Annotated in this window: 26 protein-coding genes; 14 read left to right on the forward strand and 12 right to left on the reverse strand. The window is 70.1% G+C overall.

Annotation, left to right across the window (positions count from 1 at the left end):
- The first annotated feature begins 251 nt into the window (after nt 1–251).
- The gene (gene purN / locus FCH28_RS17775; RefSeq protein ID WP_136741019.1) at nt 252–923 is read left to right on the forward strand and encodes a phosphoribosylglycinamide formyltransferase; all 672 of its coding nucleotides are present in this window, start codon (nt 252–254) and stop codon (nt 921–923) included.
- The gene (gene purH / locus FCH28_RS17780) at nt 920–2,485 is read left to right on the forward strand and encodes a bifunctional phosphoribosylaminoimidazolecarboxamide formyltransferase/IMP cyclohydrolase (protein ID WP_136741020.1); all 1,566 of its coding nucleotides are present in this window, start codon (nt 920–922) and stop codon (nt 2,483–2,485) included. The genes purN and purH overlap by 4 nt, the downstream gene beginning before the upstream one ends.
- 94 nt (nt 2,486–2,579) lie before the next feature.
- On the opposite strand, the gene FCH28_RS17785 is transcribed toward purH, so the two are convergent.
- Nucleotides 2,580–3,140 (reverse strand): hypothetical protein, encoded by a 561-nt coding sequence (locus tag FCH28_RS17785; RefSeq protein WP_136741021.1) that lies wholly within the window; start codon nt 3,138–3,140, stop codon nt 2,580–2,582.
- Nucleotides 3,141–3,324: 184 nt separating this feature from the next.
- Nucleotides 3,325–4,050, reverse strand: coding sequence for an RDD family protein (locus FCH28_RS17790; protein ID WP_136741022.1), 726 nt, complete (start codon nt 4,048–4,050; stop codon nt 3,325–3,327).
- 245 nt (nt 4,051–4,295) lie between these two features.
- On the opposite strand from FCH28_RS17790, the gene FCH28_RS17795 reads away from it, so the two are divergent.
- The 3 genes from FCH28_RS17795 (at nt 4,296) to FCH28_RS17805 (ending at nt 7,059) form a co-directional block, all read left to right on the forward strand.
- The gene (locus FCH28_RS17795; RefSeq protein WP_136741023.1) at nt 4,296–5,159 is read left to right on the forward strand and encodes a bifunctional methylenetetrahydrofolate dehydrogenase/methenyltetrahydrofolate cyclohydrolase; all 864 of its coding nucleotides are present in this window, start codon (nt 4,296–4,298) and stop codon (nt 5,157–5,159) included.
- A gap of 19 nt (nt 5,160–5,178) precedes the next feature.
- Nucleotides 5,179–5,616: a DUF3017 domain-containing protein gene (locus tag FCH28_RS17800; RefSeq protein WP_136741024.1), complete on the forward strand. Its 438-nt coding sequence runs from the start codon at nt 5,179–5,181 to the stop codon at nt 5,614–5,616.
- A gap of 225 nt (nt 5,617–5,841) precedes the next feature.
- A complete protein-coding gene (locus FCH28_RS17805; protein WP_136741025.1) occupies nt 5,842–7,059 on the forward strand; it encodes an NADP-dependent isocitrate dehydrogenase in 1,218 nt (405 codons plus the stop codon).
- A gap of 106 nt (nt 7,060–7,165) precedes the next feature.
- Here the strand turns inward: FCH28_RS17805 and FCH28_RS17810 are convergent, their stop codons facing one another.
- Nucleotides 7,166–7,543, reverse strand: a complete 378-nt coding sequence (locus FCH28_RS17810) for a hypothetical protein (protein ID WP_136741026.1) — start codon at nt 7,541–7,543, stop codon at nt 7,166–7,168.
- Nucleotides 7,544–7,873: 330 nt separating this feature from the next.
- On the opposite strand from FCH28_RS17810, the gene FCH28_RS17815 reads away from it, so the two are divergent.
- The 3 genes from FCH28_RS17815 to FCH28_RS17825 all read left to right on the forward strand — a co-directional run bounded on the left by FCH28_RS17815 (nt 7,874) and on the right by FCH28_RS17825 (nt 10,796).
- Nucleotides 7,874–8,653: a peptidoglycan-binding protein gene (locus FCH28_RS17815; RefSeq protein WP_136741027.1), complete on the forward strand. Its 780-nt coding sequence runs from the start codon at nt 7,874–7,876 to the stop codon at nt 8,651–8,653.
- The gene (locus FCH28_RS17820; RefSeq protein ID WP_246102943.1) at nt 8,650–9,507 is read left to right on the forward strand and encodes a helix-turn-helix domain-containing protein; all 858 of its coding nucleotides are present in this window, start codon (nt 8,650–8,652) and stop codon (nt 9,505–9,507) included. The genes FCH28_RS17815 and FCH28_RS17820 overlap by 4 nt, the downstream gene beginning before the upstream one ends.
- A gap of 233 nt (nt 9,508–9,740) precedes the next feature.
- Entirely contained in the window at nt 9,741–10,796 is a 1,056-nt protein-coding gene (locus FCH28_RS17825) for a helix-turn-helix domain-containing protein (RefSeq protein ID WP_136741028.1), read from the forward strand.
- Between the two features lie 32 nt (nt 10,797–10,828).
- On the opposite strand, the gene FCH28_RS17830 is transcribed toward FCH28_RS17825, so the two are convergent.
- Nucleotides 10,829–11,101: a DUF1876 domain-containing protein gene (locus FCH28_RS17830; protein ID WP_136741029.1), complete on the reverse strand. Its 273-nt coding sequence runs from the start codon at nt 11,099–11,101 to the stop codon at nt 10,829–10,831.
- Between the two features lie 465 nt (nt 11,102–11,566).
- Here FCH28_RS17830 and FCH28_RS17835 point away from each other — a divergent pair, with 465 nt between their 5' ends.
- The 4 genes from FCH28_RS17835 to FCH28_RS17850 all read left to right on the forward strand — a co-directional run bounded on the left by FCH28_RS17835 (nt 11,567) and on the right by FCH28_RS17850 (nt 16,101).
- Nucleotides 11,567–12,556 (forward strand): malate dehydrogenase, encoded by a 990-nt coding sequence (locus tag FCH28_RS17835; protein ID WP_136741030.1) that lies wholly within the window; start codon nt 11,567–11,569, stop codon nt 12,554–12,556.
- A 290-nt stretch (nt 12,557–12,846) separates the two neighbouring features.
- Entirely contained in the window at nt 12,847–14,799 is a 1,953-nt protein-coding gene (locus tag FCH28_RS17840) for a hypothetical protein (RefSeq protein WP_246102945.1), read from the forward strand.
- Nucleotides 14,786–15,160 carry a hypothetical protein gene (locus FCH28_RS17845; protein WP_136741031.1) on the forward strand — a complete coding sequence of 125 codons (375 nt, stop codon included), beginning with the start codon at nt 14,786–14,788 and terminating at the stop codon, nt 15,158–15,160. The genes FCH28_RS17840 and FCH28_RS17845 overlap by 14 nt, the downstream gene beginning before the upstream one ends.
- 2 nt (nt 15,161–15,162) lie before the next feature.
- A complete protein-coding gene (locus tag FCH28_RS17850) occupies nt 15,163–16,101 on the forward strand; it encodes a hypothetical protein (RefSeq protein ID WP_136741032.1) in 939 nt (312 codons plus the stop codon).
- Between the two features lie 62 nt (nt 16,102–16,163).
- Here FCH28_RS17850 and FCH28_RS17855 read toward each other — a convergent pair whose 3' ends face one another.
- The 6 genes from FCH28_RS17855 to FCH28_RS17880 form a co-directional block, all read right to left on the reverse strand.
- Nucleotides 16,164–16,373, reverse strand: coding sequence for a DUF5988 family protein (locus FCH28_RS17855; RefSeq protein ID WP_169314188.1), 210 nt, complete (start codon nt 16,371–16,373; stop codon nt 16,164–16,166).
- Nucleotides 16,374–16,501: 128 nt separating this feature from the next.
- The gene (locus tag FCH28_RS17860; protein WP_136741033.1) at nt 16,502–18,904 is read right to left on the reverse strand and encodes an ATP-binding protein; all 2,403 of its coding nucleotides are present in this window, start codon (nt 18,902–18,904) and stop codon (nt 16,502–16,504) included.
- A gap of 16 nt (nt 18,905–18,920) precedes the next feature.
- Entirely contained in the window at nt 18,921–19,544 is a 624-nt protein-coding gene (locus tag FCH28_RS17865; protein WP_136741034.1) for a DUF6879 family protein, read from the reverse strand.
- Nucleotides 19,531–19,806, reverse strand: a complete 276-nt coding sequence (locus FCH28_RS17870) for a hypothetical protein (protein ID WP_136741035.1) — start codon at nt 19,804–19,806, stop codon at nt 19,531–19,533. The genes FCH28_RS17865 and FCH28_RS17870 overlap by 14 nt, the downstream gene beginning before the upstream one ends.
- 81 nt (nt 19,807–19,887) lie before the next feature.
- The gene (locus FCH28_RS17875; RefSeq protein ID WP_136741036.1) at nt 19,888–20,139 is read right to left on the reverse strand and encodes a DUF397 domain-containing protein; all 252 of its coding nucleotides are present in this window, start codon (nt 20,137–20,139) and stop codon (nt 19,888–19,890) included.
- Nucleotides 20,136–20,960 carry a helix-turn-helix domain-containing protein gene (locus FCH28_RS17880; protein WP_136741037.1) on the reverse strand — a complete coding sequence of 275 codons (825 nt, stop codon included), beginning with the start codon at nt 20,958–20,960 and terminating at the stop codon, nt 20,136–20,138. Before FCH28_RS17880 ends, FCH28_RS17875 begins: the two co-directional genes overlap by 4 nt.
- A 102-nt stretch (nt 20,961–21,062) precedes the next feature.
- On the opposite strand from FCH28_RS17880, the gene FCH28_RS17885 reads away from it, so the two are divergent.
- Nucleotides 21,063–21,491: a DUF6415 family natural product biosynthesis protein gene (locus FCH28_RS17885; RefSeq protein ID WP_136741038.1), complete on the forward strand. Its 429-nt coding sequence runs from the start codon at nt 21,063–21,065 to the stop codon at nt 21,489–21,491.
- 4 nt (nt 21,492–21,495) lie between these two features.
- On the forward strand, nt 21,496–22,629 hold the full coding sequence (locus FCH28_RS17890) for a DUF5954 family protein (protein ID WP_246102947.1): 1,134 nt from the start codon (nt 21,496–21,498) through the stop codon (nt 22,627–22,629).
- A 15-nt stretch (nt 22,630–22,644) separates the two neighbouring features.
- Here the strand turns inward: FCH28_RS17890 and FCH28_RS17895 are convergent, their stop codons facing one another.
- On the reverse strand, nt 22,645–23,262 hold the full coding sequence (locus tag FCH28_RS17895) for a dihydrofolate reductase family protein (protein WP_136741039.1): 618 nt from the start codon (nt 23,260–23,262) through the stop codon (nt 22,645–22,647).
- Nucleotides 23,263–23,307: 45 nt separating this feature from the next.
- The gene (locus FCH28_RS17900; protein ID WP_246102949.1) at nt 23,308–24,165 is read right to left on the reverse strand and encodes a hypothetical protein; all 858 of its coding nucleotides are present in this window, start codon (nt 24,163–24,165) and stop codon (nt 23,308–23,310) included.
- Nucleotides 24,166–24,322: the final 157 nt, after the last annotated feature.

Consider the following 24,322-nt stretch of genomic DNA (forward strand, 5'->3'; position numbering starts at 1 on the left):
CCACGAACTGCATGCGTTCTCACGCCCGACGCTACCTCCCGCGCCCGCCCCCGTCCCGTGGGGGCCGCGCGCGGTGCCGGTATCGTTGCTGACGGTCGGCGCCTTCGTAGGGTTCCCCGTATTCACGCGACCCATGGCTTCGTACGACCGTACAAACCGCCAACGGCATGCTCCGGCCGGCGCCATACATCCGCTAGACAGCCGTAAGTCGTCCGCAGAAGAGCAGCACCCCCGCGAGAAAGACCCCCGACGTGGCTCCCCCTCTCCCGCCGTCCCGCCCGGCCTCCCCCAGCCCGGCCTCCGCACCGCGCCCCGCCCGCATCGTCGTGCTCGTCTCCGGTTCGGGGACGAACCTCCAGGCGCTGCTCGACGCCATCGCCGAGGAGGGGGCGGCGGCCTACGGCGCCGAGATCGTGGCCGTGGGCGCCGACCGTGCCGCCATCGCGGGGCTGGAGCGCGCCGAGCGGGCCGGTCTGCCGACGTTCGTCCGCCGGGTCAAGGACTACGACAGCCGCGCGGCCTGGGACGTGGCGCTCACCGAGGCGACCGCCGGGTACGAGCCGGACCTCGTCGTCTCGGCCGGCTTCATGAAGATCCTCGGGAAGGAATTCCTGGCCCGTTTCGGCGGCCGGACGGTCAACACGCACCCGGCGCTGCTGCCCAGTTTTCCCGGTGCCCACGGCGTGCGCGACGCGCTCGCGTACGGCGCGAAGGTCACCGGATGCACCGTCCACTTCGTCGACGACGGCGTCGACACCGGCCCGATCATCGCCCAGGGCGTGGTCGAGGTCCGGGACGAGGACGACGAATCCGCGCTGCATGAGCGCATCAAGGAAGTCGAGCGATCGCTGCTCGTCGAGGTCGTGGGGCGTCTGGCCCGGCACGGCTACCGCATTGAGGGACGAAAGGTACGTATCTCGTGACCGCCACCGAAGGCACCCAGCGGCCCATCCGCCGCGCACTCGTCAGCGTCTATGACAAGTCCGGGCTGGAGGAGCTGGCTCAGGGCCTGCACGCGGCGGGCGTCCAGCTCGTCTCGACCGGGTCGACGGCCGCGAAGATCGCCGCGGCCGGGGTTCCGGTCACCAAGGTCGAGGAGCTCACCGGCTTCCCCGAGTGCCTCGACGGCCGGGTCAAGACCCTGCACCCCAAGGTGCACGCCGGCATCCTCGCCGACCTGCGGCTGCCCGACCACCAGCAGCAGCTGGCCGACCTCGGCGTGGAGCCGTTCGACCTCGTCGTCGTGAACCTCTACCCGTTCAAGGAGACCGTCGCCTCCGGCGCCACCGCCGACGAGTGCGTCGAGCAGATCGACATCGGCGGTCCTTCGATGGTCCGCGCCGCCGCCAAGAACCACCCCTCCGTCGCGGTCGTCACGGACCCGGCCGCGTACGCCGCGGTCCTCCAGGCGGTCAAGGAGGGCGGCTTCACGCTGGGGGTGCGCAAGCGGTTCGCCGCGGCGGCGTTCCGGCACACCGCCGCCTACGACGTCGCCGTGGCCTCCTGGTTCGCCGAGGACTACGCGGCCGCAGACGACTCGGGCCTGCCCGCCTTCCTCGGCGCCACCTATGAGCGCAAGAACGTGCTGCGCTACGGCGAGAACCCGCACCAGGGCGCCGCGCTGTACGTCAACGGCGAGGGCGGCCTCGCCGAGGCGGAGCAGCTGCACGGCAAGGAGATGTCGTACAACAACTACACCGACACGGACGCCGCGCGCCGTGCCGCGTACGACCACACCGAGCCCTGTGTCGCGATCATCAAGCACGCCAACCCGTGCGGGATCGCGGTCGGTGTCGATGTCGCCGAGGCGCACCGCAAGGCGCACGAGTGCGACCCGCTGTCCGCGTTCGGCGGCGTGATCGCCGTCAACCGCCCGGTGTCCGTGGCGATGGCCGAGCAGGTCGCGGAGATCTTCACCGAGGTCATCGTGGCGCCCGACTACGAGGACGGCGCGGTCGAGGTCCTCGCCCGCAAGAAGAACATCCGGGTGCTGCGCGCCCCCGGAGCGCCGGCCAACCCGGTCGAGGTCAAGGCCGTCGACGGCGGCGCGCTCCTCCAGGTCACCGACCGGCTCCAGGCCGACGGCGACGACCCGGCCAACTGGACGCTCGCCACCGGCGAGGCGCTGTCCGCCGTGGAGCTGGCCGAGCTGTCCTTCGCCTGGAAGGCGTGCCGCGCGGTGAAGTCCAACGCGATCCTGCTCGCCAAGGACGGCGCCTCGGTCGGCGTCGGCATGGGCCAGGTCAACCGGGTGGACTCCTGCAAGCTGGCCGTCGAGCGCGCGGGCGAGGAGCGGGCGCGCGGCGCGTACGCCGCCTCCGACGCGTTCTTCCCCTTCCCCGACGGCGCGGAGATCCTCATCGCGGCCGGCGTGAAGGCCATCGTCCAGCCGGGCGGTTCGATCCGTGACGAGCTGGTCGTCGAGGCCGCGAAGAAGGCGGGCGTGACGATGTACCTCACGGGGACGCGGCACTTCTTCCACTGACCGTCCGTCAGGCGGCCCCAACGGCACAGGGCTCCCACCGCGCGTGCGGTGGGAGCCCTGTGCCGGTCTTGCCCGGGGCGTACGCCCCTGGACGTCAGTAGCGCGGCCGGTTGAACCAGGCGGTGCCGTCGTCCTTGGAGACGAAGACGATGATCAGGATCCCGAGGACGGTGTGCACCAGGCCGAAGGGGAACGAGAGCAGGCTGACCAGGGTGTTGGCGACACCGAAGATGATGGTGCCGACGCGGACGCCGGAGCCGCCGTTGCCGAACTGGGCACCCAGCATGATCGCGGCGCCTATGAACAGCACGATCACCACGATCACGGCGATCAGCAGGCCCTTGCCGACGTTCATCGCGGTCATCGCGTCGGACGTGGTGTATTCGGACGCGTTCTTCGACGCCTTGCTGACGCTGCCCAGACCCATCACGGCGAAGATCAGGCCGATCAGGTTCAGGCCGGCGAGCACGAAGAGCATCACGCGCGCCGCCTTCACACCGCCCGGCATGACGGTCGGATAGGGCGCGGGCGCGCCGGGCATCATCCCGCCGCCCGGGTAGGCGCCGTAAGGCGACGGCGGCTGCTGCTGGGGGTAGCCGTAGCCGGGCTGCTGGCCCGGAGGCGGACCGTAGGGATTCGGGTTCGGATAGCTCACGAGCGGTGTCCTTCGGGCTTCATGACCGGATTTCAGTGTCGTGGAGGACGGTAGCCAACGGCCTCGGCGGGCCGCCTCGCACCTCCCCCTCAGCGCCGCGAAGGCCCCGATCGCGCGGTTGCGAGGGGGCCTTCGGGACGAGGTGTCCGGCGGGCAGTGTGACCGGCCGGACGGGAAGCGGGTGTTATGCCTTGACGACCACCGTGCCGACGACCTTGTCGGCGAACGTCTGGCTCTTCTCGTCCCACAGCGGCCACAAGAAGCCGATCAGGCAAGGCTCGTCGAGGATGTGGCAGAGCTTGCGGCCGAAGGCCAGACCGAAGCCGAGCGGCTGGCCGTTCATCTCGCGGACGACCCGGATGCCCAGGGCCTTCTTGCCCGGGGTCTGGCCGGTCTTGCCTTCCTTGGCCACCATCCAGAATCCGAGGCCGATGCCGAGCAGGCTGACCAGGATGACGACGATGAGGAGCCCGACGCCGATGCCGGCGTTCGTGTTGTTCGCCGAGTCGTAGGCGTCGCTGATGCACGAGTAGTCGCCCGCGGCGCAGTGCGAGGTGTCCGGCGTGGTGGTCGCCGCGGCGGCCGCCGAGAACCAGGCCACCATGAGGATGATGGTCGGGAGCAGACCGACGATGAGGTAGTCGATGAGGAAGGCACCGACCCGCGCGCCCCAGCTCGCGTACGCGCTCGGCATACCCGGCTGGCCGTACGGAGCCGGCTGCTGCGGGTAGCCGTAACCCGCGGGCTGCGCCTGCTGCTGCGGGTAACCGTAGGGCTGCTGCGGCGGCGCCTGCTGCGGGTAGCCGTAGCCCGGCTGCGCCTGCGGCGGTACGGGGGGCTGCTGGCCGTACGGGCCCTGCGGCGCCTGCGGCGGCTGGCCGTAGGGGTTGTTCGGGTCGCCGAAGCTCATGTGGTTCTTTCCTCCGTTGGGGACGACGCAGCCGTGACTCGGAGGAAAAACAGGTTTCACTGGCCCGCCCCCGACGATGCCTGCGGCACTCGACCGACAATCCTTCTAGTTGCGCATTACTCCTGTCCAGTCAAGGCGGCAAGACGTTGTGCAAGTGCAATGATCAATTCCGGTCGGCTCGGCGACAACCTGATATCGCGTGCCCTGATTGGAACCGGGCCGCCCCCATCCGCGAGGATGGAACCATGACTGCCCAGATTCTGGATGGCAAGGCCACCGCCGCCGCGATCAAGTCCGAGCTCACCGCCCGCGTCGAGGCGCTGAAGGCCAAGGGTGTGCAGCCCGGCCTCGGCACCCTCCTGGTCGGTGACGACCCCGGCAGCCGCTGGTACGTCAACGGCAAGCACCGCGACTGCGCGCAGGTCGGCATCGCCTCGATTCAGCGTGAACTGCCGGAGACGGCCACCCAGGAGGAGATCGAGGCGGTCGTACGGGAGCTCAACGAGGACCCCGCCTGCACCGGCTACATCGTCCAACTCCCGCTCCCCAAGGGCATCGACGCCAACCGCGTCCTGGAGCTGATGGACCCGGCCAAGGACGCCGACGGGCTGCACCCGGTGAGCCTGGGCAAGCTGGTGCTCGGCGTCGAGGGCCCGCTGCCGTGCACCCCGTACGGCATCGTGCAGCTGCTGCGGCGGCACGGCGTGGAGATCAAGGGCGCGGACGTGGTCGTCGTCGGCCGGGGCATCACCATCGGCCGCCCGATGCCGCTGGTGCTGACCCGCAAGTCGGAGAACGCGACCGTGACCCAGTGCCACACCGGCACCCGCGATCTGTCCGCGCACCTCAAGCAGGCCGACATCATCGTCGCCGCGGCCGGTGTGCCGCACATCATCAAGCCCGAGGACGTGAAGCCGGGCGCGGCCGTCCTGGACGTCGGCGTCAGCCGGGACGAGAACGGCAAGATCGTCGGCGATGTGCACCCGGGCGTCGCCGAGGTGGCCGGCTGGGTCGCCCCCAACCCGGGCGGCGTCGGCCCCATGACCCGCGCCCAGCTGCTGGTCAACGTCGTCGAGGCGGCCGAGCGCGCCGCCGGCCCGGACGCCTGAGGGGACTGAGGTGGCAGCCATGGGTGCCGAAGCGCATTCGGACCAGGCGTCCGAGCCGCAGCGCTCCTCGCGGCGGTTTCCGCTGCTGACCCGGGACACGGCCCGGCCGGAGGGCGGCGGCCGGGCCGCCGCCGGCGGCTTCCCCGCGCCGGCCCGGCAGTGGCCGCTGCTCGCCGTCATGGGCGGCGTGGCGGTCGGGCTGCTGCTGGTGGCCGTCGACGTGTTCCGTATCGGGACGCTGCTGATCGGGCTGTCGCTGTTCGCGGGCGCGGTGCTGCGCTGGGCCCTGCCGTCGGTGGGGATGCTGGCGGTGCGCTCCCGGTTCACCGACATGGCGCTCTACGGGCTGCTCGGTTTCGTGATCGTGATCCTGGCGCTGATGGTGCAGCCCAAGCCGTGGCTGCACATCCCGTTCCTGGACGACATCGTGCACTTCACGGTGCGCTCCGAGCCCTGACGCGGTCCCGGGTCCGGGTCCGGGGCCTGACGAGGCCCCCGGCTGACGCGGTCCCGGGCAACGACGTACGCGGCCGGACTTACCGGCCGAATCTCCGAGTGGAATGTCCGCTTCGAGTAGCTTGATGGTGGGATGTAGCGACGAGTCTGAAGTGTGCCGCCTGGTGTGGGCCCGCGCACCGGATCTCGCCGCCCGAGCCGCAGCGCGAGAGGGACGTACCACCTGATGGCCAAGATCAAGGTTGCCAACCCCGTCGTCGAGCTCGACGGCGACGAGATGACCCGCATCATCTGGTCCTTCATCAAGGACAAGCTGATCCTCCCGTACCTCGATATCGACCTGAAGTACTTCGACCTCGGCATCGAGCACCGGGACGCCACACACGACCAGGTGACGGCCGACGCCGCGCACGCCATCAAGAAGTACGGCGCCGGCGTGAAGTGCGCCACGATCACCCCGGACGAGGCGCGCGTCGAGGAGTTCCACCTCAAGGCGATGTACCGCTCGCCGAACGGCACCCTCCGAGAAATCCTCGGCGGAGTGATCTTCCGCGAGCCGATCATCATGGAGAACGTGCCGCGCCTGGTGCCCGGCTGGACCAGGCCGATCGTCGTCGGCCGGCACGCCTTCGGCGACCAGTACCAGGCGACCGACCTCAAGGTGCCCGGCGCCGGCACGCTCACCATGACCTTCACCCCGCAGGACGGCGGGGAGCCGATCGAGCTGGAGGTCCACGAGTTCCCCGGCTCCGGTGTCGCGCTGGCGATGTACAACCACGACGAGTCGATCCGCGACTTCGCCCGCGCCTCGTTCCGCTACGGACTGGACCGCAGCTACCCGGTCTACCTTTCCACGAAGAACACCGTCCTCAAGAAGTACGACGGCCGCTTCAAGGAGATCTTCCAGGAGGTCTTCGACGCGGAGTTCAAGACACAGTTCGACGCCCAGGGCCTGACCTACGAGCACCGCCTGATCGACGACATGGTCGCCGCCGCGCTCAAGTGGGCCGGCGGCTACGTCTGGGCCTGCAAGAACTACGACGGCGACATCCAGTCCGACATCGTCGCGCAGGGCTTCGGCTCGCTCGGCCTGATGACCTCCGTCCTGATGACGCCGGACGGCCGGACCCTCGTGGCCGAGGCCGCGCACGGCACCGTCACCCGCCACTACCGCCAGCACCAGCAGGGCAAGGCGACCTCCACCAACCCGATCGCGTCGATCTTCGCCTGGACCCGCGGCCTGGCCCACCGCGGCAAGCTGGACGACACCCCCGAGGTCACCAGGTTCGCGGAGAACCTGGAGCGGGTCTGCGTCGAGACCGTCGAGGGCGGCCAGATGACCAAGGACCTGGCCCTGCTCATCGCCCCCGAACAGCCGTGGCTGACCACCGAGCAGTTCCTGGACGCGCTGGACGCCAACCTCCAGAAGAAGATGGCCGACTGACCCGAAGCCGAACTGACCCGAAGCCGATGACGGCGGCCCGTCCTCTCCCCCGTGGGAGGACGGGCCGCCGCCTTCGTACGGGCCTCAGGGCGGGCCCGACCCGATGTCAGCAGTGCGACTTGGTGCTGATGTAGACCTTGTCGGCCTTCCACGAGTTGAAGTCCGTGGTGCTCCGCGGCGGGGTGCAGTGCGTCCGGCCGTTCGTGAAATGGGTGTAGACGACGTCGTCCCGGCGGGTGTTCACCATCGAAGTGGCGCCCTTGCTGGAACCCAGGCTCTGCCAGTAGCCGGTGTCCTTGAACTGGCCCGTCTTGCTGCTCCCCTTGTAGAAGCAGACGTACGGGTAGTTGCACGAGGCCTGGGCGCTGACGTGTCCGCTCTGGGACCCGGTCGAAGCGACCGCGCCCGCGGACGGGGCGAGCGCGAGGCCGCTTCCGAGTGCCAGGGTCGCCGCGGTGAGGGCAATACGCTTACGTGCGTTCATGAGTGTGCTTCCTCCCCGTTGTGGTGGCGGCGGCGCGGGGTGGACCGCGCCGCCGGTGGTGCGTCACCGACTGTGCTCCGGGCCGCGGGTGATTGCCAGGGCCACCGACCGGGTGCGGACCTTGTGGGACGTCCCAGGCTCTGAGCTGCGGGGACGTGGCCGCCGTGGACGTCGCGGTGGGACGCGGACGAGGCGGGTACACATGTCCGCAACTGTCGCGGTAGGGGTAAAAAACAGTAACGGGCGGAACCGTGCCCGGCGGCCGCGCCATCATCGGCGGCACAGGGGGCGCGTCGCCTCGGGGGAGAACGAACGCGTGTGGGGTGGAACATGTCGCGTTGGAAAGAGCTGCCCGGATCGCTTGACCAGCGGGTCCGGCAACTGGTCGTACAGCTGCGGAGGTTGAAGGACCACAGCGGGCTGAGCCTGGCCTCGCTCGCCGTCAAGACCTCGTACAGCAAGTCGTCGTGGGAGCGCTATCTCAACGGCAGGAACCTGCCGCCGCGCGAGGCGGTGGAGGCACTGGCGCGGGTCTGCGGCACCGATGCGACCCGGCTTATGGCGCTGCACGAGGTCGCGGCGCAGGCGTGGGGCGCGGAGCGGCCGGCAAAGGAGTTACCGGAGCGGACGGCGGAGTGGGAGCCGGCGGCGGACGGCCGCCGCCGGGCGGTGCGGGCCAGGATGTTGCTGCCGGCCGCGGTGGTCGCGCTGATCGTCGCCGGGGCGGCGCTGCTGGCCGTCCGCCCCTGGCAGGACGACACCGGCGGCGGCCAAGGGGCGCAGGTCACCGCGGCCGGCCGGAGCACCGGCGCCGCCCCGGCGTTCAGCCGCCGGCCGGGTGAGACCTTCGACTGCCACGTCCGGCGCACGGACGGCGCCCTCTACGCCGGGCGCAGCCATACCGCCACCGCCATCCTGGGCAACGGCGCCGGCGGCTGGGAGGTCGTCGAAGCGCAGTGCCTGCTGCACCACCGCGGGTACGACCCGGGCCCGGTGGACGGCATCGTCGGCGAGAACACCATGCGTGCCGTCAAACGCTTCCAGTCGAAGGCCGGACTGCCCCCGGACGGGATCGTGGGCCCCGACACCTGGAAGGTGCTGCGCCGGTGAGCGGACGGGGCGGCGAGCCGCGCGAGACGGTGGAGAGCGTCCGACTGGCCGAGGGCATGCGGGAGTTGCGCGGCCGTACGGGGCTGAGCCTGGCCGCACTGGCCACCAGGACCCCGTACAGCAAGTCGTCGTGGGAGCGCTATCTCAACGGGAAGAAGCTGCCGCCGCGGGACGCGGTCGAGGCGCTGTGCCGGCTGGCGGGCGAGCCGTCCGGGCGGCTGGTGGCGCTGTGGGAACTGGCGGACGCGGCCTGGAGCGGGCGGGGCCGGTCGGGAGTGGCGCCGGATACGGGCAGCGCTACGGGCAGCGCTGCGGACGGTGGTGCGGGCGGTGGCGAGGACGTCGCGCCGAGGAGCCGTGCGGTGGGGCGGATGCCGCGGTGGGCGGTGCCGATGGCGGCCGGGATCGGCGTCTGTGCGGCGGCCGTTGCCACCGCGCTGGCGTTCTGGGCGGGGGAGCCCGGCGACGGGCGGAGCCCCGCGCCCACGTTCTCGGCGGTGACCGGCTGCCGGGGCACCGCGTGCGACGGCAAGGATCCGCGGTCGATGTACTGCGGCGCGCAGGGCATGGTGGCGACGGCCTTGGAGCGGACCGCTGCCACGGGAGCGCATGTCGAGGTCCGCTACAGCACGGCGTGCGGTGCGGCCTGGGGGCGGATGCGGGACGGCCGGATCGGGGACCGTGTCGAGGTGTCGGTGCCGGGCGCGCGGCCGCGGTCGGCGAAGGTGGCGGACCGGTTCGACGCCGAGGGCTACCTCGTCACGCCGATGGCGGCGGCCGGCGGCCCGGAGGGCGTACGGCTGTGCCTCTTCCCGGCGGGCGGCGGCGCGAAGGAGTGCTTCGCGCGGCCGTGAGCCGGAGACGGCGCGCCGGCGGACAGAGGGGCGCGCGGGAGGGGCGTATGCGGGTGGACGTCTCCGCCCTAATGCTCCCGCGTGCCTGCCGACTGGGGAACTGGCATCCTGGCCCTGGCATCTCCGTGGGTAGCCAGTAGGGGACCGGGCGCGGCGGGGGAACCGTGAACGGAAGAAACCCGGATGAACACGGCTAATGCAAATGTGTGCGTACGGGGGGATAGGGGAACGAAATGCCTCGCTGGAAGGCGCTGCCGGAAGAACTCGACCCGCAGGTCAAAGAGTTCGCCAGTCAACTGCGCAGGCTTGTGGAGCGCAGCCGGCTGAGCGTGGCCACCATCGCGGACCGCACCGGCTTCAGCAAGACGTCATGGGAGCGCTACCTCAACGGCCGTCTGCTGCCACCGCAACGCGCGGTCCTCGCGCTGGCCGAGGTGACCGGCACCAACCCGGGGCACCTCACCACGCTCTGGGAACTCGCCGAACGCGCCTGGAGCCGCTCGGAGATGCGGCACGACGTCACCATGGAGGCGATACGCGTCGCCCAGGCGCGGGCCGCACTGGGCGAGTTCGACCCGGCCGACGAGCCGAAGCCGGTCTGGAAGGCCGCCGGGAAGCCGGGCCGGGGCGCGCCGGTCGCCACGGCACCGCAGCCGCCGCACCAGCGGACCGGTGAGGCGCCGTCCCCCGCGGACTTCCCCGGGCTGGCGGCCACCTCCCAGCTGGCGGCCCCGCCGGCCGCCCCGCCCGCGCCCGCGGCGGACCCGGCGCCCGCCCGGCGCCGCCGCCCGGCGCTGATGATCACCCTCGGCGCGCTGGGCGCGGTGCTGGTCGCCGTCGCCGCGGTGCTGGTGCTGAACCCGCCCGGCGGCGGCAAGAAGGCGGCGCCCAAGCCGTCGGCCGCGCCCAGCAAGAACCCGGTGCTGCCCGCTGGGGTGAAGTGCTCCGGCGCCGGCTGCGCCGGGAAGGACCCGGAGGAGATGGGGTGCGGCGGGACGCACGCCGTCACCCCGTCCCGGGGCGTGGCGGGCGGCGCGCTGATCGAGGTCCGCTACAGCAAGGTCTGCCACGCCGCGTGGGCACGGATCACCGCCGCGGCCAAGGGCGACCAGGCCACCATCAGCGCCGGCGACCGCAGCGCCACGGCACGCGCCGGAGCGGACGGCGACGCGTACACGCCGATGGTGGAGGTCACCGGAGACCCGGCCAAGGTCTCCGCCTGCGGCACGACCGTCACGGGCAGGAAGGGCTGCGCACAGCCGGTCCCGACCGGGGCGGCCACGCCTTAGACACAGGCACAGGCGCAGACGCCGCGGCCTCTTCAGGTCAGCGGGTACGACGTCCGGCCGGACGCCTCGTCGATCTCGTCGTGTGCCTTGGTCAGCAACTTCATCGCCAGTTCGTTCAGCGCTCTGGCTCCCGCCACCTCTTCGCCGACCCTCGGCTGATTCTCGTCGGCGGGGTGGCGGCTGGCGTATCCGTGCGCGCGCACCTCGGACCCGTCAGGGAGCCGGACGAGGGCGGCGGCGCGGGTGCGGTGGGTGTCCTCCTCGAATTCCAGTTCGACATGCCATCCGACAGCGCTCTTCAACATCACGATCACCTCCGGAAACCGCTGATACCAGAGTGCGCCCGCCGCCCCGCCCGCGCACGACGTGCCCTGCGGCGCGCCCGCCCGCGGCGCCGCTGGCCGGGATTCGCCGTCCCGTGCGGGCGCGCGAAACCGAGTGGCATGCCCGCCCGGATCCCGGGCATGCGACCAGTACCCCCCCACGGGTATGCACCACTCGGCGGCCGCCCGCACTCCCCCTCCATGCGGGCGGCCGCCCGCTCGCCGGTGGGCTCGGTTCCCCGCCGGTCGCGACACCCGGTGAGGCGTTCCACACCAGCCCGTCACCTGCGCCGGTCAGGGGTCCGATAGCCTGACGCCCGGTCTCTCGATACCAAGAGACCTCGATGAGACCTCGATAATGAGACCTCGACAAATGGGCAGGGACACCCACCGCCACCCATGGTGGTCTGGGGCTTGCCCCCAGAAAACGTCGCGCAGGAGATCGCCATGACCCGCACTCCCGTCAATGTCACCGTCACCGGCGCCGCCGGCCAGATCGGTTACGCACTCCTCTTCCGCATCGCTTCCGGTCATCTGCTCGGCGCGGACGTGCCGGTCAAGCTGCGCCTCCTGGAGATCCCGCAGGGTCTGAAGGCCGCCGAGGGCACCGCCATGGAGCTCGACGACTGTGCCTTCCCGCTGCTCCAGGGCATCGACATCTCGGACGACCCGAACGTGGCCTTCGACGGTGCGAACGTCGCCCTGCTCGTCGGCGCCCGCCCCCGTACGAAGGGCATGGAGCGCGGCGACCTGCTGGAGGCCAACGGCGGCATCTTCAAGCCGCAGGGCGCCGCCATCAACGCGCACGCCGCGGACGACATCAAGGTCCTGGTCGTCGGCAACCCGGCCAACACCAACGCGCTGATCGCGCAGGCCGCCGCGCCGGACGTACCGGCCGAGCGCTTCACCGCGATGACCCGCCTGGACCACAACCGCGCCATCTCGCAGCTCGCGCAGAAGACCGGCACCCCGGTCTCCGAGATCCGCAGGCTCACGATCTGGGGCAACCACTCCGCCACCCAGTACCCGGACATCTTCCACGCCGAGGTCGCCGGCAAGAACGCCGCCGAGGTCGTCAACGACCAGGCCTGGCTGGCCGACACCTTCATCCCGACCGTCGCCAAGCGCGGCGCGGCGATCATCGAGGCCCGTGGCGCGTCCTCCGCCGCCTCGGCCGCCAACGCCGCCATCGACCACGTCCACACCTGGGTCAACGGCACCGCCGACGGCGACTGGACCTCGATGGGTATCCCCTCGGACGGCTCCTACGGCGTCCCGGAGGGCCTGATCTCCTCCTTCCCCGTCACCACCAAGGACGGCAAGTACGAGATCGTCCAGGGCCTGGAGATCAACGACTTCTCGCGCGAGCGCATCAACGCGTCCGTGAAGGAGCTGGAGGAGGAGCGCGAGGCCGTCCGCGGTCTCGGCCTCATCTGAGCCCCTCTGCACGACGAGCCGAGCCCGCACGGTCCGCACCGGACCGTGCGGGCTCGGCCTTTGGACGGCGAAGTGCCCATGGATGGTGAAGTGCCAATGGACGGTGAAGTGCCATTGGGCGGTGAAGTGCGGCCGCGAAGCCACCACTTCCGATCACCACACGTTCATATTCCCTGACACGGAGTGGTGTTCTGCCCTATGCTGCCGCTTCCGCATAGTGGCCGTTCGTCGGAGCCCCGCGCCCGCAACCGAGCCGCGGCGGTGACGTGTTGGTAGGTCGGGGGAGAGTGATGACGCAGATGAACGTGCCTCAGCAGCCTGGCGAAGCCGAGGGCGACCCCCAGAGATTGCACAAGGCGCCGGCGGGCCGCGCCGAGGACCCCGGCCCGTTACCGGTGACCCCGCCGGGCGCCAGCGAGGCCACCCGGCTGCTGTGCGCCGGCACGTACATGGACGACAAGTTCCGCGACACCGTCATCGACGAGCTGTACGTCCACGAGGAGCGGTTCGCCGCGCCCTCCCTGGGCATCGACGCCGCCCGCGTCCTCGCCCACGCCCTCCGCGCCCGGCGGCTCGAACTGGGCTGGGCCGCCGGGATCCTGCTGCTGTGGATCGTGGCCGTCCCGATGTCCGGTGGCCTGGCCCTGGGCTATCTCTTCCCCGTCATCCTGATCGCGCTCTCCCGTGCCGTCCTGCGGGCGCCGATCCCGTGGTGGTGGGCCCGGCTGGCGGCCTTCCTCATGCGCTGGTACGGCCGGTTGTCGCTGCTGGGGTTCGTGGTGACGCTGGTGATCACGGTGTGCGGCGGTGAGGTCGGCGTCAGAGCCGCGACCTGGCCGCTCTCGTTGCTGATGCCGGACTCCTGGACCGGTGGCATGCCGGACTTCGGCTCGTACGACGACAGCGGGTGGGACAGCGCCCCGATGGACACGGCGTACGCGAGCGGCACCGACCACGGCACCGAACTGCTGCGGGCCTGGATCGCCCTGGCGCTGCCGCTGCTGCTGGCCACGATGGTCGCCCTGCAACGCGGCCAGTTCGCCCTCGCCCTCGCCCGCGAACTGTCCAGGGAACGCTTCCCCGACGCCATGTCCGACCCCGCCGAGCGCTCCGAAGGATTCCGCTTCCGGCGGCTCCGCGACCGCGTCCGGACCGAGCAGCACGGGCCGCTGGTGATGTACGGGTCGGCCAACCCCTTCTGCGGCGCCGGCCGCCCGTACAAGACCTGGTCGCTGGAGGTGGAGCTGCGGCCCCGCGACGACCGCGAGGTCCAGCCGATGGACAACAGGGCCATCCTGGACCGCGTCGTGCCCCTGGTGGCGGCGCTGCGGGTGCCCTCCCCGCACGGCTCGCCGGAGGCCGCGGCGGCGGTGCGCGACCGGCTGCGCGCGCTGGAGATCGACGAGTGCGTCTTCCTGCCGGCCGAGGGGCTGAAGTCCCGTACGACGGCACCGTACGCACCCGAGGCGTCCGTGCGGCATCTGGCCGACGCGGTGGAGGAAGGCGGCGAGACCCGTCGGCACTTCCTGCGGATCCGGGTCGGCGGCTGGAACGAGGGAGTCGTCACCACGGTCTTCGTACGGGTGCACACCCAGGGCGGGATGCTGATGCTGGAGGTCGCGCCGCATGTGCTGTGGCCGCTGCGGCAGCTCTTCCAGGACGCCGACCGGATCGCCCACCACTACCGTCACCACAACCACTTCGGCAAGGCGGTGTGGGCGCTGGCCCGCGCGCCCCGGTCCGCGGGCGGCGCCGTGACCACGCTGGTGCGCGGCCTGTTGTCGTCCTGGCGGCTGGCCACCGGAGGGCACGGCGGGGCACTGCCGGACGGGCCCGGCGCCTCGGTGCGCGAGCTGGGCTCCTTCGGCGAGGCCTCGCTCTTCCAGGAGATGGACGTGGCCCGCTATCTGAAGACCATTCAGCAGCGGGTGGCGGCCGGTGTGACCACCGCGCTGCACGACGCCGGTTACGAGACCGACGAATTCGAGCAGCGGGTCATCCATGTCGCGCAGGGTGGCGTCTACGTCGAGTCCGCCCAGGGCGCCGTAGGCATCGGCGACAACAACACCATCACCAACAACGCCAACAACGCCAACACCGCCAACGTCACGAACCCGAGCCCGAGCCCGAGCCCGAACCGGAACCCGAACTCCAGGCCCCATCCCCATCCCCATCCCCACCCGGGCAGGACCACCCAGCCCGGCTCCGCATCGAGAGGAAGTACTCAGCGTGGCAACGGCTGACGAGCGCGGCAGGGGCATCCACATCGGCAGCGTCCAGGGTGCCTTCGCCATCGGCGACAACAACACCGTGACGAACCACCAGGGCAGCGCCGCACCCGCGACGGACCCCGCGCAGGAGGAACTGCTGCGCGCCGTACGTGCCCTCCGCGACGACCTGGCCAGAGTCGTGGAAACCCCGGAGGTCACGGCGCTCACCGCCCAACTGGCCGACACCGAGGGGGAGATCGCCGAAACCGGTGCGGCCGGACCCGGCCGGCTGGCCCGGCTGCGGACGGCACTGGCCGACGCCGGCTCCGTCGTCGGCCTGCTCGCATCCGGGGCGGCGGTCGGCCAGGCGGTCGCCGCCCTGGCGGGAGGCTGACGATGGCCAACGACGGCGGCGCACGCTGGAACAGCGAAACCCAGACCTGGGAGGACGGCGCCCCGCGCCCGGCGCCGTACACGGGCCCGATGCCGCCCCGCCCGACGTTCGACCCGGCATCGGCGGCCCCGCCCTCCGCCGCCCCTGGGTTTCCGCCGCCCGATGCCGCCCCGTACGCCGACCCGCATGCCGGGCCCGGCCCTGGCATCTTCCCCGGTGATGCCCCTGGCGTCAGCCCCGCCCCCGAGCCCGTACCGTCCGGCCGCCGCCGGACCACGGCCCTGGTCGCCGGCGCGGCGGTGGCCGCGATCGCGGTGGGCTTCGGCGGCGGTTATCTGCTGCTGGACCACCTCAACGAGGACCCGGCCGCCGCCCGCCCACCGGCCGGCGCCAGCGCGCCCAAGTCGACCTCGGCCAAGTCGGGCACCCCCACCACCTCATCCGGTCCCCCCACCTCCCAGACCCCCACTTCCTCCCCCTCGCCCCAGATCCCCGACGGCTACCACCTCGTCCACGACGACAAGGGCTTCACCACCGTGCTGCCCGAGGGCTGGAAGCGCGACGTCCGCAAAACCGGCGTCTTCTACACGTCGCCGGACGACAGCGGCCTCGTCCAGATCTTCGAGATCACCGAACCCGACTACACCCCGCGCCAGGCACTGGAAGAGGCATCAAAGGGCCTGGCCGGCCAGCCCGGCTACGAGGAGATCAGCCTCGAACCGCTCAGCGACCCCGATATGGGCCCGGACGCCACCCAACTGGTCTACGCGTACGACAGCGACAGCCTGGGCGTGCGCGTCAAGGTGGTCGACTGCGCCTTCACCACCGCCGACGGCCACCAGTTCGCGGTACTCGTCCGGGGCCCGGAGACGGACTGGCCCCAGCAGCAGGAGACCCAACGCATAGCCCTGGAGGCCTTCGCCCCCACCGAAACACCCTGATCGGCCCGATCGGCCCGATCGGCCGCAAGCCGATCGGGCCGGAATCCACCGTCACCCGGGCGTCACCCGGGCAGCTCGGTGCGCTCCCACCACTCGTAGACGGGCAGCCGCCCTTCGCCGGTGTCCTTCTCCCGTGACGTGGCCTTGAAGTGTTCATAGCCATTCCGAAACGGGATCTTCAGATCGTCCCCGGGACGCTCGATCGGAACAACCCGCTCCGGAAGCTCCTCGGGACCGCCTTCGAGCACTGCTTTCGTCGCTGTATTAGCCATGCCCGAATTGTCTTCCGGCCGACGAAGAGCCGGGCCTACGGCTCGCCGAGCGTCACGCGGACAGCAGGGCCGGGAGGACAGCAGGCAGGGAGAGCTGGCAGCAAGGACAGCTGCGATGCCCGAAAAGTTCATCCCCTCCCCAGCGCGCTCTCCAGCCGCTCCCGCATCCGCACCGCCCGAGGGTCCTCGTACGCCGCCACAATGCCCAGCGCTTCGGACCGGTGCTGCCGCGACTCGTCCTCCCGCTCCAGCGCCTCGCACGCCCCGGCCAGCCCGTCGAGCGCCAGCGCCAGCTGCCAGTGATCGCGCAGCTCACGATGTACGGCGGCCGCCCGCCGGTGGAAAGCCGCAGCCTCGTCGAACCGCTCGATGCGCCCGTACGCCTCGCCCGCGCCCATCCAGGCACGGGCCTCACGGGACCGGTCGCCGAGGCGACGCTGGACGGCCGCGGCCCGCTGGTAGGACGCCAGCGCCTCCGGGAACCGGCCGTTGGCCTGCTGGGCCGCACCGAGTTCCAGCAGCCAGTAGCCCTCCCAGGGATGGTTGCGCCTGCCGCGCGCGATGTCCACGGCCTCCTGCGCCGACCGCAGCGCGTTCTCCGGCTCGCCCAGCTCACGCTGGACGGCGCTCAGGATGCGCAGGGCGTTGCCGGTGCTGCCCTGGTTTCCTTGCGCACGGTGCATGTCCAGGACGCGGCCGATGAGGTTGTGGGCGTCCGCCAGGCGCTGCATTTCGTAGCGCACCTCGGCCAGATTCGACATCACCACGGATTCCCAATGTGCGGCGTCGAGTTCCCGGAAGAGTGCGAGCCCCTGCTCGAACCGGGCGCCCGCGTCCTCCAGCTGTCGCTGACGTAGGCAGACCAGACCAATGTTGTTCAGGGAAAGCGCCTCCCCGAGGCGGTCACCCAGTTCGTGGCACAGATCGAGCGCCTTCTCGTGACAGCGGGCTCCGTCCTCCAGTCGATGGGACTGCGTGTACGCCATGCCGAGGCTCTCCAGAATCTCGGCCTCCGCGGCCCGGTCACCCAGCCGGCCGGCGGCGCGCAACCCGATCTGGCCCATGGCGAGCCATTCCTCAAAGGGGCTGAGGAGCATATGGATGCTCCGCAGTACGGCCGCCATCTGCCAGGCCGCCCGGTCCAGCCCGGCTTCCTCGGCCGCGCGGGCGGCTGCCAGGAGATTGGCGCGCTCCAGCTCGTACCAGTTCAGCGCCTCGTCGTAGTCCGAGAAGATCAGTGGTGCGACGCCGACATCCGGCGGGTCGAGCAGGATATGGGCCTCGTGCGGGTTGATCCATGTCTGCGCGGCGTCCGCCGTGTGCAAGTACCAGTTGAGTACGCGCCGCAGAGCCGCCACACGGCCCTCGGGTGTCTCCTCCTGCTGGGCCTGGTCCGTCGCATAGGCCCGCAGCAGGTCATGGAACTCGTACCGGTCCGGAGCTGTCTGCTCCAGCAGATGCGCCCCTTCGAGCACGTCCAGTAGGTGCCGCGCCTGGCTGAGGCTCACCCCGGCGAGGGCGGCCGCCGCAGAGGCGCCGAACTCGGGCCCGGGGAACAGCCCGAGCACTCTGAACAGATACGCCGCTTCTTCGGGCAACGCCCGATAGGACCAGGCAAACACCGTATGTACCGCGTCAGCTTCCTCGTCGTCTCCAGCACTTCCCGTACTCAAGGCATCCCACAGGGCCGATTCGTCACGGAGATCTCTCATTAGTTCGTCCAACCCCATACGCGGACGAGCGGCGGCACGTTCGGCCGCGATACGCAGCGCCAGGGGGAGGCGTGCGCAAAGGCGGGCCAATTCGGCGAGTTTCTCCTCGTCGTCCCCACTGCGGTAGTCCGCGGTCACCGCGCGCAGCAGCGTCACCGCTTCCGGTGCGTCCAGCGTCCCGAGCTTCACCCGGCGTGCACCGTCGCGGACGACCAGGCCGGACAAGCGGTCGCGGCTTGTGACCAGCACCAGACACCCCGCCGTCCCGGGAAGCAGCGGCCGGACCTGCCTTGCGGTCGCCGCGTTGTCCAGCACGATCAGCATGCGCCGCCCGGCCAGCAGCGAGCGATAGAGCGCCGATGCGGCTTCCGGCTCCGCCGGTATCGCCTTCGCGGGCACGCCGAGCGCGGAAAGGAACCGGTGCAGCACTTCCTGCGAGGTGACCGGCGCACCGGGGTCGTATCCCCGCAGGTTCACATAGAGCTGGCCGTCGGGAAAGTGCTCCTGAACCCGGTGCGCCCAGCGCAACGACATGGACGTTTTGCCTACGCCAGCCGTCCCGGCGACGACGCAGATCGATACGACGAGCGGTTCACCACCGTCGTCCGTGAGCAGCTCGTTGAGCTGCCGCAATTCATCGGAACGGTTAACGAACCCCCTTATGTCGCGGGGTAGTTGGCGGGGCTTGGGCAGGCTGTTCCCGGTCCGGGGAGCGGGTTCCTGGTTGTGGAAGTGGACGCCGCCGCTGATGTCCCTGGCCTGCACGACATCAGTGGCGGAGCCCGAGAGCTCGGAGTGCGTACTACCCACGTCGGCCATGCCCGTCACTCTTCCGCTACTGGGGGAGTGGCGGCGGCAGATGGGCGACCTCGCGCGCGAAATAGGAACTCAATTCCTCACCGGACTCGTACAGACACTGTATGAAGTCGCGGCAGCGCGCGGTGACGTCCGAGGACAGATAGCGGATGCCGCCGTCCAGAACCCCCTGCTCGTTGTAGAGAATCTTGTACACGACCTGATCGCCGAGTGTCACTAGTTCCGGCAGCGGATGTTCTCTCTCCAGGACTTGGATCTGTTCCGGACCGACCACCCGGATCTTCTCGCCGTACTCCGCGCGCAGCCGAAGCAGGTGCATCTCCCATTGGAGATAAGGGATCAGAGGTTTCTCCACAACCCGGACGCGGTAGAGGACGACCCCTTGCTGCGCTGTCTCTTCCGAGAACTCGTGGATGAAATCGCGCTCGGCTTCGGCAAGTCGCAGGGACTCCTCCCAGTCGCCTCGGGAGAACGCTTCCCAACTGCTGTCCCCAGGCTCCTCGAAATGCTGTCGCCGCTCCAGCTTCCAGGAATCCAGGCCGCTGATGGTGCGCTGACGCTCGCGGAAGTCGCCTCGGTAGGCATTGAGGGGAAGCGTCTCTCCCAGCGATGGTTCGAGCCCGAGAGCATCAAGGTCGAGCATCGGGAATATCCGGCTTTGCCGCACTCAGCATGTTGCCCGGGATGATGACCAGCCGTTCATCGGAGCGGATCGTGACCCCGTCCGGCAGCTGTGCCCGGTAGACCTCGGTGAGATCACGCCCTATGACGGCGATGTCCCCGTTGTCGAGTGCCCAGATGTCAGGGCAGGCGTCGCGTCCGGTGGTGTGCTGAAGCTCCGCGGCAGACTTCCCTAACCGGCGCTCGAACGTAGCGGACGGGTCTGCTTCCCAGGCGTGAGTCATGACTCCTCCTTCACCCGGCTCCACGAGCCGACGTGTTCGTGATGTCGAAGTTGCGGATCGTAGAGCCGGGTGAGGGGGCCATCAACGCCGCGAATCCGCCACGGGCGCGTAGGCGATGAAGTCCGCCCACTGGGTGGGGGTGAGGTCGAGGACCGGGCCGGATATGTGCTTGGAGTCGCGGACGTGGATGGTGTCGGGGGACGTGGCGACCTCGATGCACTCGCCGCCTTCACCGCCGCTGTGGCTGGACTTGCGCCAGTCGTAGGCAACCTCGACGCAGTCGTCGCCGCCACCGCCGCTGTAGCTGGACTTGAACCACTGCAAGTTGCTCATTGATCCTCCATCGCCAACTTCTGGATGAACTCCGCTGATTCCTCGGCGTTCAGGGCCTGGCTTTGCAGGATTCCATACCGTCGCGCCATGGCGCTGACTGCCCGTCGCGCAGTCACAAGTTGGCCGACGTTCTGGACTTCGAGGTAGGCGCACATCTCCCGATCCGGTGGCTCGACCAGGGTGAATGGCCCGGCCAGACCCGCGTGGCTCGTGCGGTTCGTCGGCATCACTTGAATCTGAACGTGCCGCATTCGGCCGATTTCCAGGAGGTGGTGCAGTTGCTCGCGCAGCACCTCCGGACCGCCGATGGGGCGACGCAGTACGACCTCCTCCAAGATGAAGCTCAGGGACGCCGTCGGGACACGAGAGAGGAGCTTTTGCCGAGACAGCCGGGCGGTCACTCGACGTTCGATCTCGTCGTCGTCCAAGGCCGGGTGGTAGTCGATGTGCACCGCTCGCGCGTATGCCTCAGTCTGGAGCAGGCCCTTGACGAGGTGCGTGCCGTACGCGGACAACGCGACCGCCTCCGCTTCGGCATCTGCGTACGGCTGGAACCACGAAGGATGCGGCTCCTTCAGCTGCTCCTCGATGACGGACATGAACACACCCGGGACCTTGAACGCTTCCTCCAGCTTCAGCGCGAGGTCCTCTTTGAGTGGGCGGCGGCCGCATTCCACGCTGCTGATCAAGGATTCGGAGAAGCCGACCTTGTCGGCCAGGCCGTGCTGGGTGAGGCCGGCCAGTTCTCGTAACGCCTTCATTTGCAGGCCCAGGATGCGCAGGCTCACCGGGATGTTGTCGTAGTAGCCGTCGTAGGGCATAGCGCTTTTCCTCCCGTACGGGATGACGGCGGGACCCGTACAGAAATTTCGTACGGCCTCGCAGGCTCGCCTTCACGGGCCCGCGACGAGCATCGTCGACGCATGGACCAGCAGACCTCGCTTCATCGAAATTTCCTTCTAAAGGAGGAAATCAGTGCGTATGGGATCGACATGCGCACGATTCTGCGCAGTCTCGACGCGGTGCTCGCCGAGGGCGCGCCCGTGCCGCGGCATGACGAACTGGAGGACGTGACCCTGTTGCTACGGGGGCATATCGCGCTGCTCATCCCCGAAGTCCTGGAGCTGGCTTGGGGGTTGCCGGCGGACGACGCCGTGCGGTGTGCGGCGTTGGCCGGGGTGCGGGAGGCGCGGCGGAAGACGGGGGAGCTCGCGGGGGCCGGGAGCGGGCTCGTGTCGGCGTGGCGTTACGCGCAGCAACTCGCCCGCGTGTGCCGGGCGTTGGTGCATCACTATGGCCAGCTTCAGGCGCTCGGTGAGGTGTCGGGGCATGTGGATGAAGGGGCGCGGTGAGGGCGTGTCTGGTGAGCAGGTACCGGCGTATCGGACGATCAGGGTCGTCGCCCAGGACAGCCCGGTGGCGGCTTTCTCGGATGAGGAGGCCTGGCGGGCGCGGGAGGTGTATCCCGAGATTCTCGGCGCTGGCGGGCCCGTGTTCGGGCATGTGCGGGAGCGTGAAGAGGGTGGCTGGGAGGTCATCAGCTTCGGGGAGAGCACGCCGCAGGATTCCCGGGACACCATGGCGTCGACGTTCCGGCGGATGGCGGATCGGGCCGAGGAGTCGGGGGACGAGGCGGCGCGTGCGGAGTGTGTGGCGGCGGCGGTGCGGCTGGACTGGGAGAAGGTCGATGAGCTGACGGTGCTGGGGGACCGGTATCGGGTGGTGCACGGGGAGCAGTTCATTCGGCACGGGGCGGACGGGCCCGAGCCGCCGCGGCCGTCGGATCCGGATCCGGCGGAGCCCGGTGAGGCGTATCGGCTGCCCAGTCGTACCGAGGGGTTTGTGATCGATCCGGTGGTCGGGACGGGGATGTCCGAGGGGATCCTCAAGTTCGACCTGCTGCAGTTCGTGCGGGCGGCGGGGACGGTGCCGCCGGAGGTGCGCAGGGATTCGCAGCGGGCGGCGCGTACGCATCCGGGCGGGGTGCTGTTGCCGGCCGGGTTCATGATCGCGGAGCGGGTCGGTGGCGCCGGCGGGCAGTGGAAGCCGCATACGTCGGCCTGCAACACGCCGCAGAATGCGCGGGATTCGCTGACGATGTGGCTGCGGGTGATGGCGCCGGTGATGCTCCAGCTCGGCCAGGCGGAGCGGGACGCGTACGAGCGGGCCGCGAATCTGCTGGACGAGCGGCAGGGGAACGAGCTGGAGGTGGGGGACGGGGTCTGCTTCTACAAGGTGGTGCGGGTGGAGCGGCTGGTGCGGATCGGGCCGGACGGTCCTGAGCCGCCGCGGCCGTCCGACTTCGATCCCGATCCGCCGGTGGAGGCGCATGCGCAGCAGCTCCGGGAGGCGGGGGTGTCGTGTGCGGAGGATGAGGACGGCGGGGACGGCGGGGAGGCCGAGGCGTCGGAGGAGATGAAGGATTTGGCGCGGCTGGTGGAGAAGGAGCAGGCGCGGCGGGAGAGCAAGGGGAGGAAGAGGGAACGCTGACCGCCGTCGGCTGAGCTACTTCGCCGGGCGTAGGCGTACGTGGGTGACGCCGGGGGAGGCGACCACGCGGGTGGTGTCCAGTTCGCGGAGGCCGGGCGGGAGTGAGTCGAACAGCCGGAGTCCGCCGCCCAGCAGTACGGGGACGAGATGGATCTGCAGCTCGTCCAGGAGGTCGGCGGTGAGCAGTTGTCGGATGACGTCGGCCCCGCCGGCCACGGACACGTCCTTCCCGGCCGCCGCTTCCGTGGCCCGGCGTACGGCGTCCTCGGGCCCTTCCGTGATGAAGTGGAAGGTGGTGCCGCCTTGTTTGACGAGGGGCGGGTGGGGGCGGTGGGTGACGACGAACACCGGGCCGTGGAAGGGGGGTTCGTCGCCCCAGGGCTCCTCGGCGATGTCGAACATGCGGCGGCCCATGACAAAGCTGCCGGCGCGCTCGAATGCCTCGTCCAGTAATTCGGAGTCGCGGCCTCCCGTGCCCCCTTGCAGGCCGTGCATTCGTCGCCAGCTGGCGAGCCCGAACAGCCATTGGTGCAGCCGTTCGCCGTGGTCGCCCAGGCCGTTGCCGACGCCGGGGTTCGGACCGGTGATATATCCGTCCAGCGACATGGAGATGTCCGCGAAGACGTGTGACATGCCCGCTCCTTCGATCAGTGCCGGGGAATTCGACTGGGGAAACCGTTACGTGCTTTGCAAGCGTTTCTCTAGCGCGGAGATGTCGACCGTGTTGCGGGGAGCGGGCGTTTTCTTCGGGACCGGCTTGTCGTAGTTGCTCAGCAGGAGCGTGCTGGTCTCGTGGTCGATCATGGTGGTGAGCTTGACGGGGTAGTGCTTGCCCTTGATCGCCACGTAGAGGGTCTGGCTCACCGGGCCGTCCTTCTTGGTGATGGGCAGGACGCGGGCGCCTTCGTGGACGGTCGGCTTCCCCTTGTGGAGGACGGGCGGGCGGGGGGTGGGGCTGCCCGGCGGCGGGGACGGCGGGTGGTCCGGGCCGGCGGCGGACCGCTGGAAGGCGGTCAGGTCGCAGGCGGCGGAGAGCCGGGCGAGGTAGGCGTCGTCGGTGGTGCCGTGCAGAAAGCGGCCCTTGAATTCCTTGGCGGCTTCGATGCCCTCGCGGCCGGGGAGCTGGGTTTTCCAGTAGGCGGCGTCGGGGCGCATCCAGACCTGTTTTCCGCGCTTGATCAGTTCGACCCTGCCGAATGCGCCCTTACTGATAGCGCCCACGCAATTACCGGCCCGGTCGAGGGTGAGGTCGAGTTTGGTGGGGCTGACGCTGGTCGCCGTCCGCAGTCGCAGGGATTTCGCGGCCAGGAGTTCGCGGCGTGAGGTGTCGGAAATCTGCTGGGCCGATTTGTTGGCGAGGTCGCCCTCGCCGTCGGGGTCGGCCGCCGCGGCGGTACCTGCGGCGGCCGTAAGGAGTACTGTGCCGCAGAACAGGGCCGAGGCCGCGTGTGCGGTGCGTCGGCAAGAAGGTCGTCCAGGTCGTCCACTGGTGCGGTTACCACTGGTACGACCACTGGTCCGGCATCCGCTGGTCATCTCGCACCTCCGATCCCGAAGGGCATACAGCTCTTCAGGGTACGTACCGGGGCATTCGGCCGCACATTCAGTGAGTCGGGTCACTTTCCATCAAGGTTTGGGCATAGGTCGAGGGCTTTCGGGGAGGGGTCCCGGTTGCTGGTTGAGCCAGTGGTTG

The organism is Streptomyces piniterrae, assembly GCF_005048155.1.
GTDB classification, from domain to species: Bacteria; Actinomycetota; Actinomycetes; order Streptomycetales; family Streptomycetaceae; genus Streptomyces; species Streptomyces piniterrae.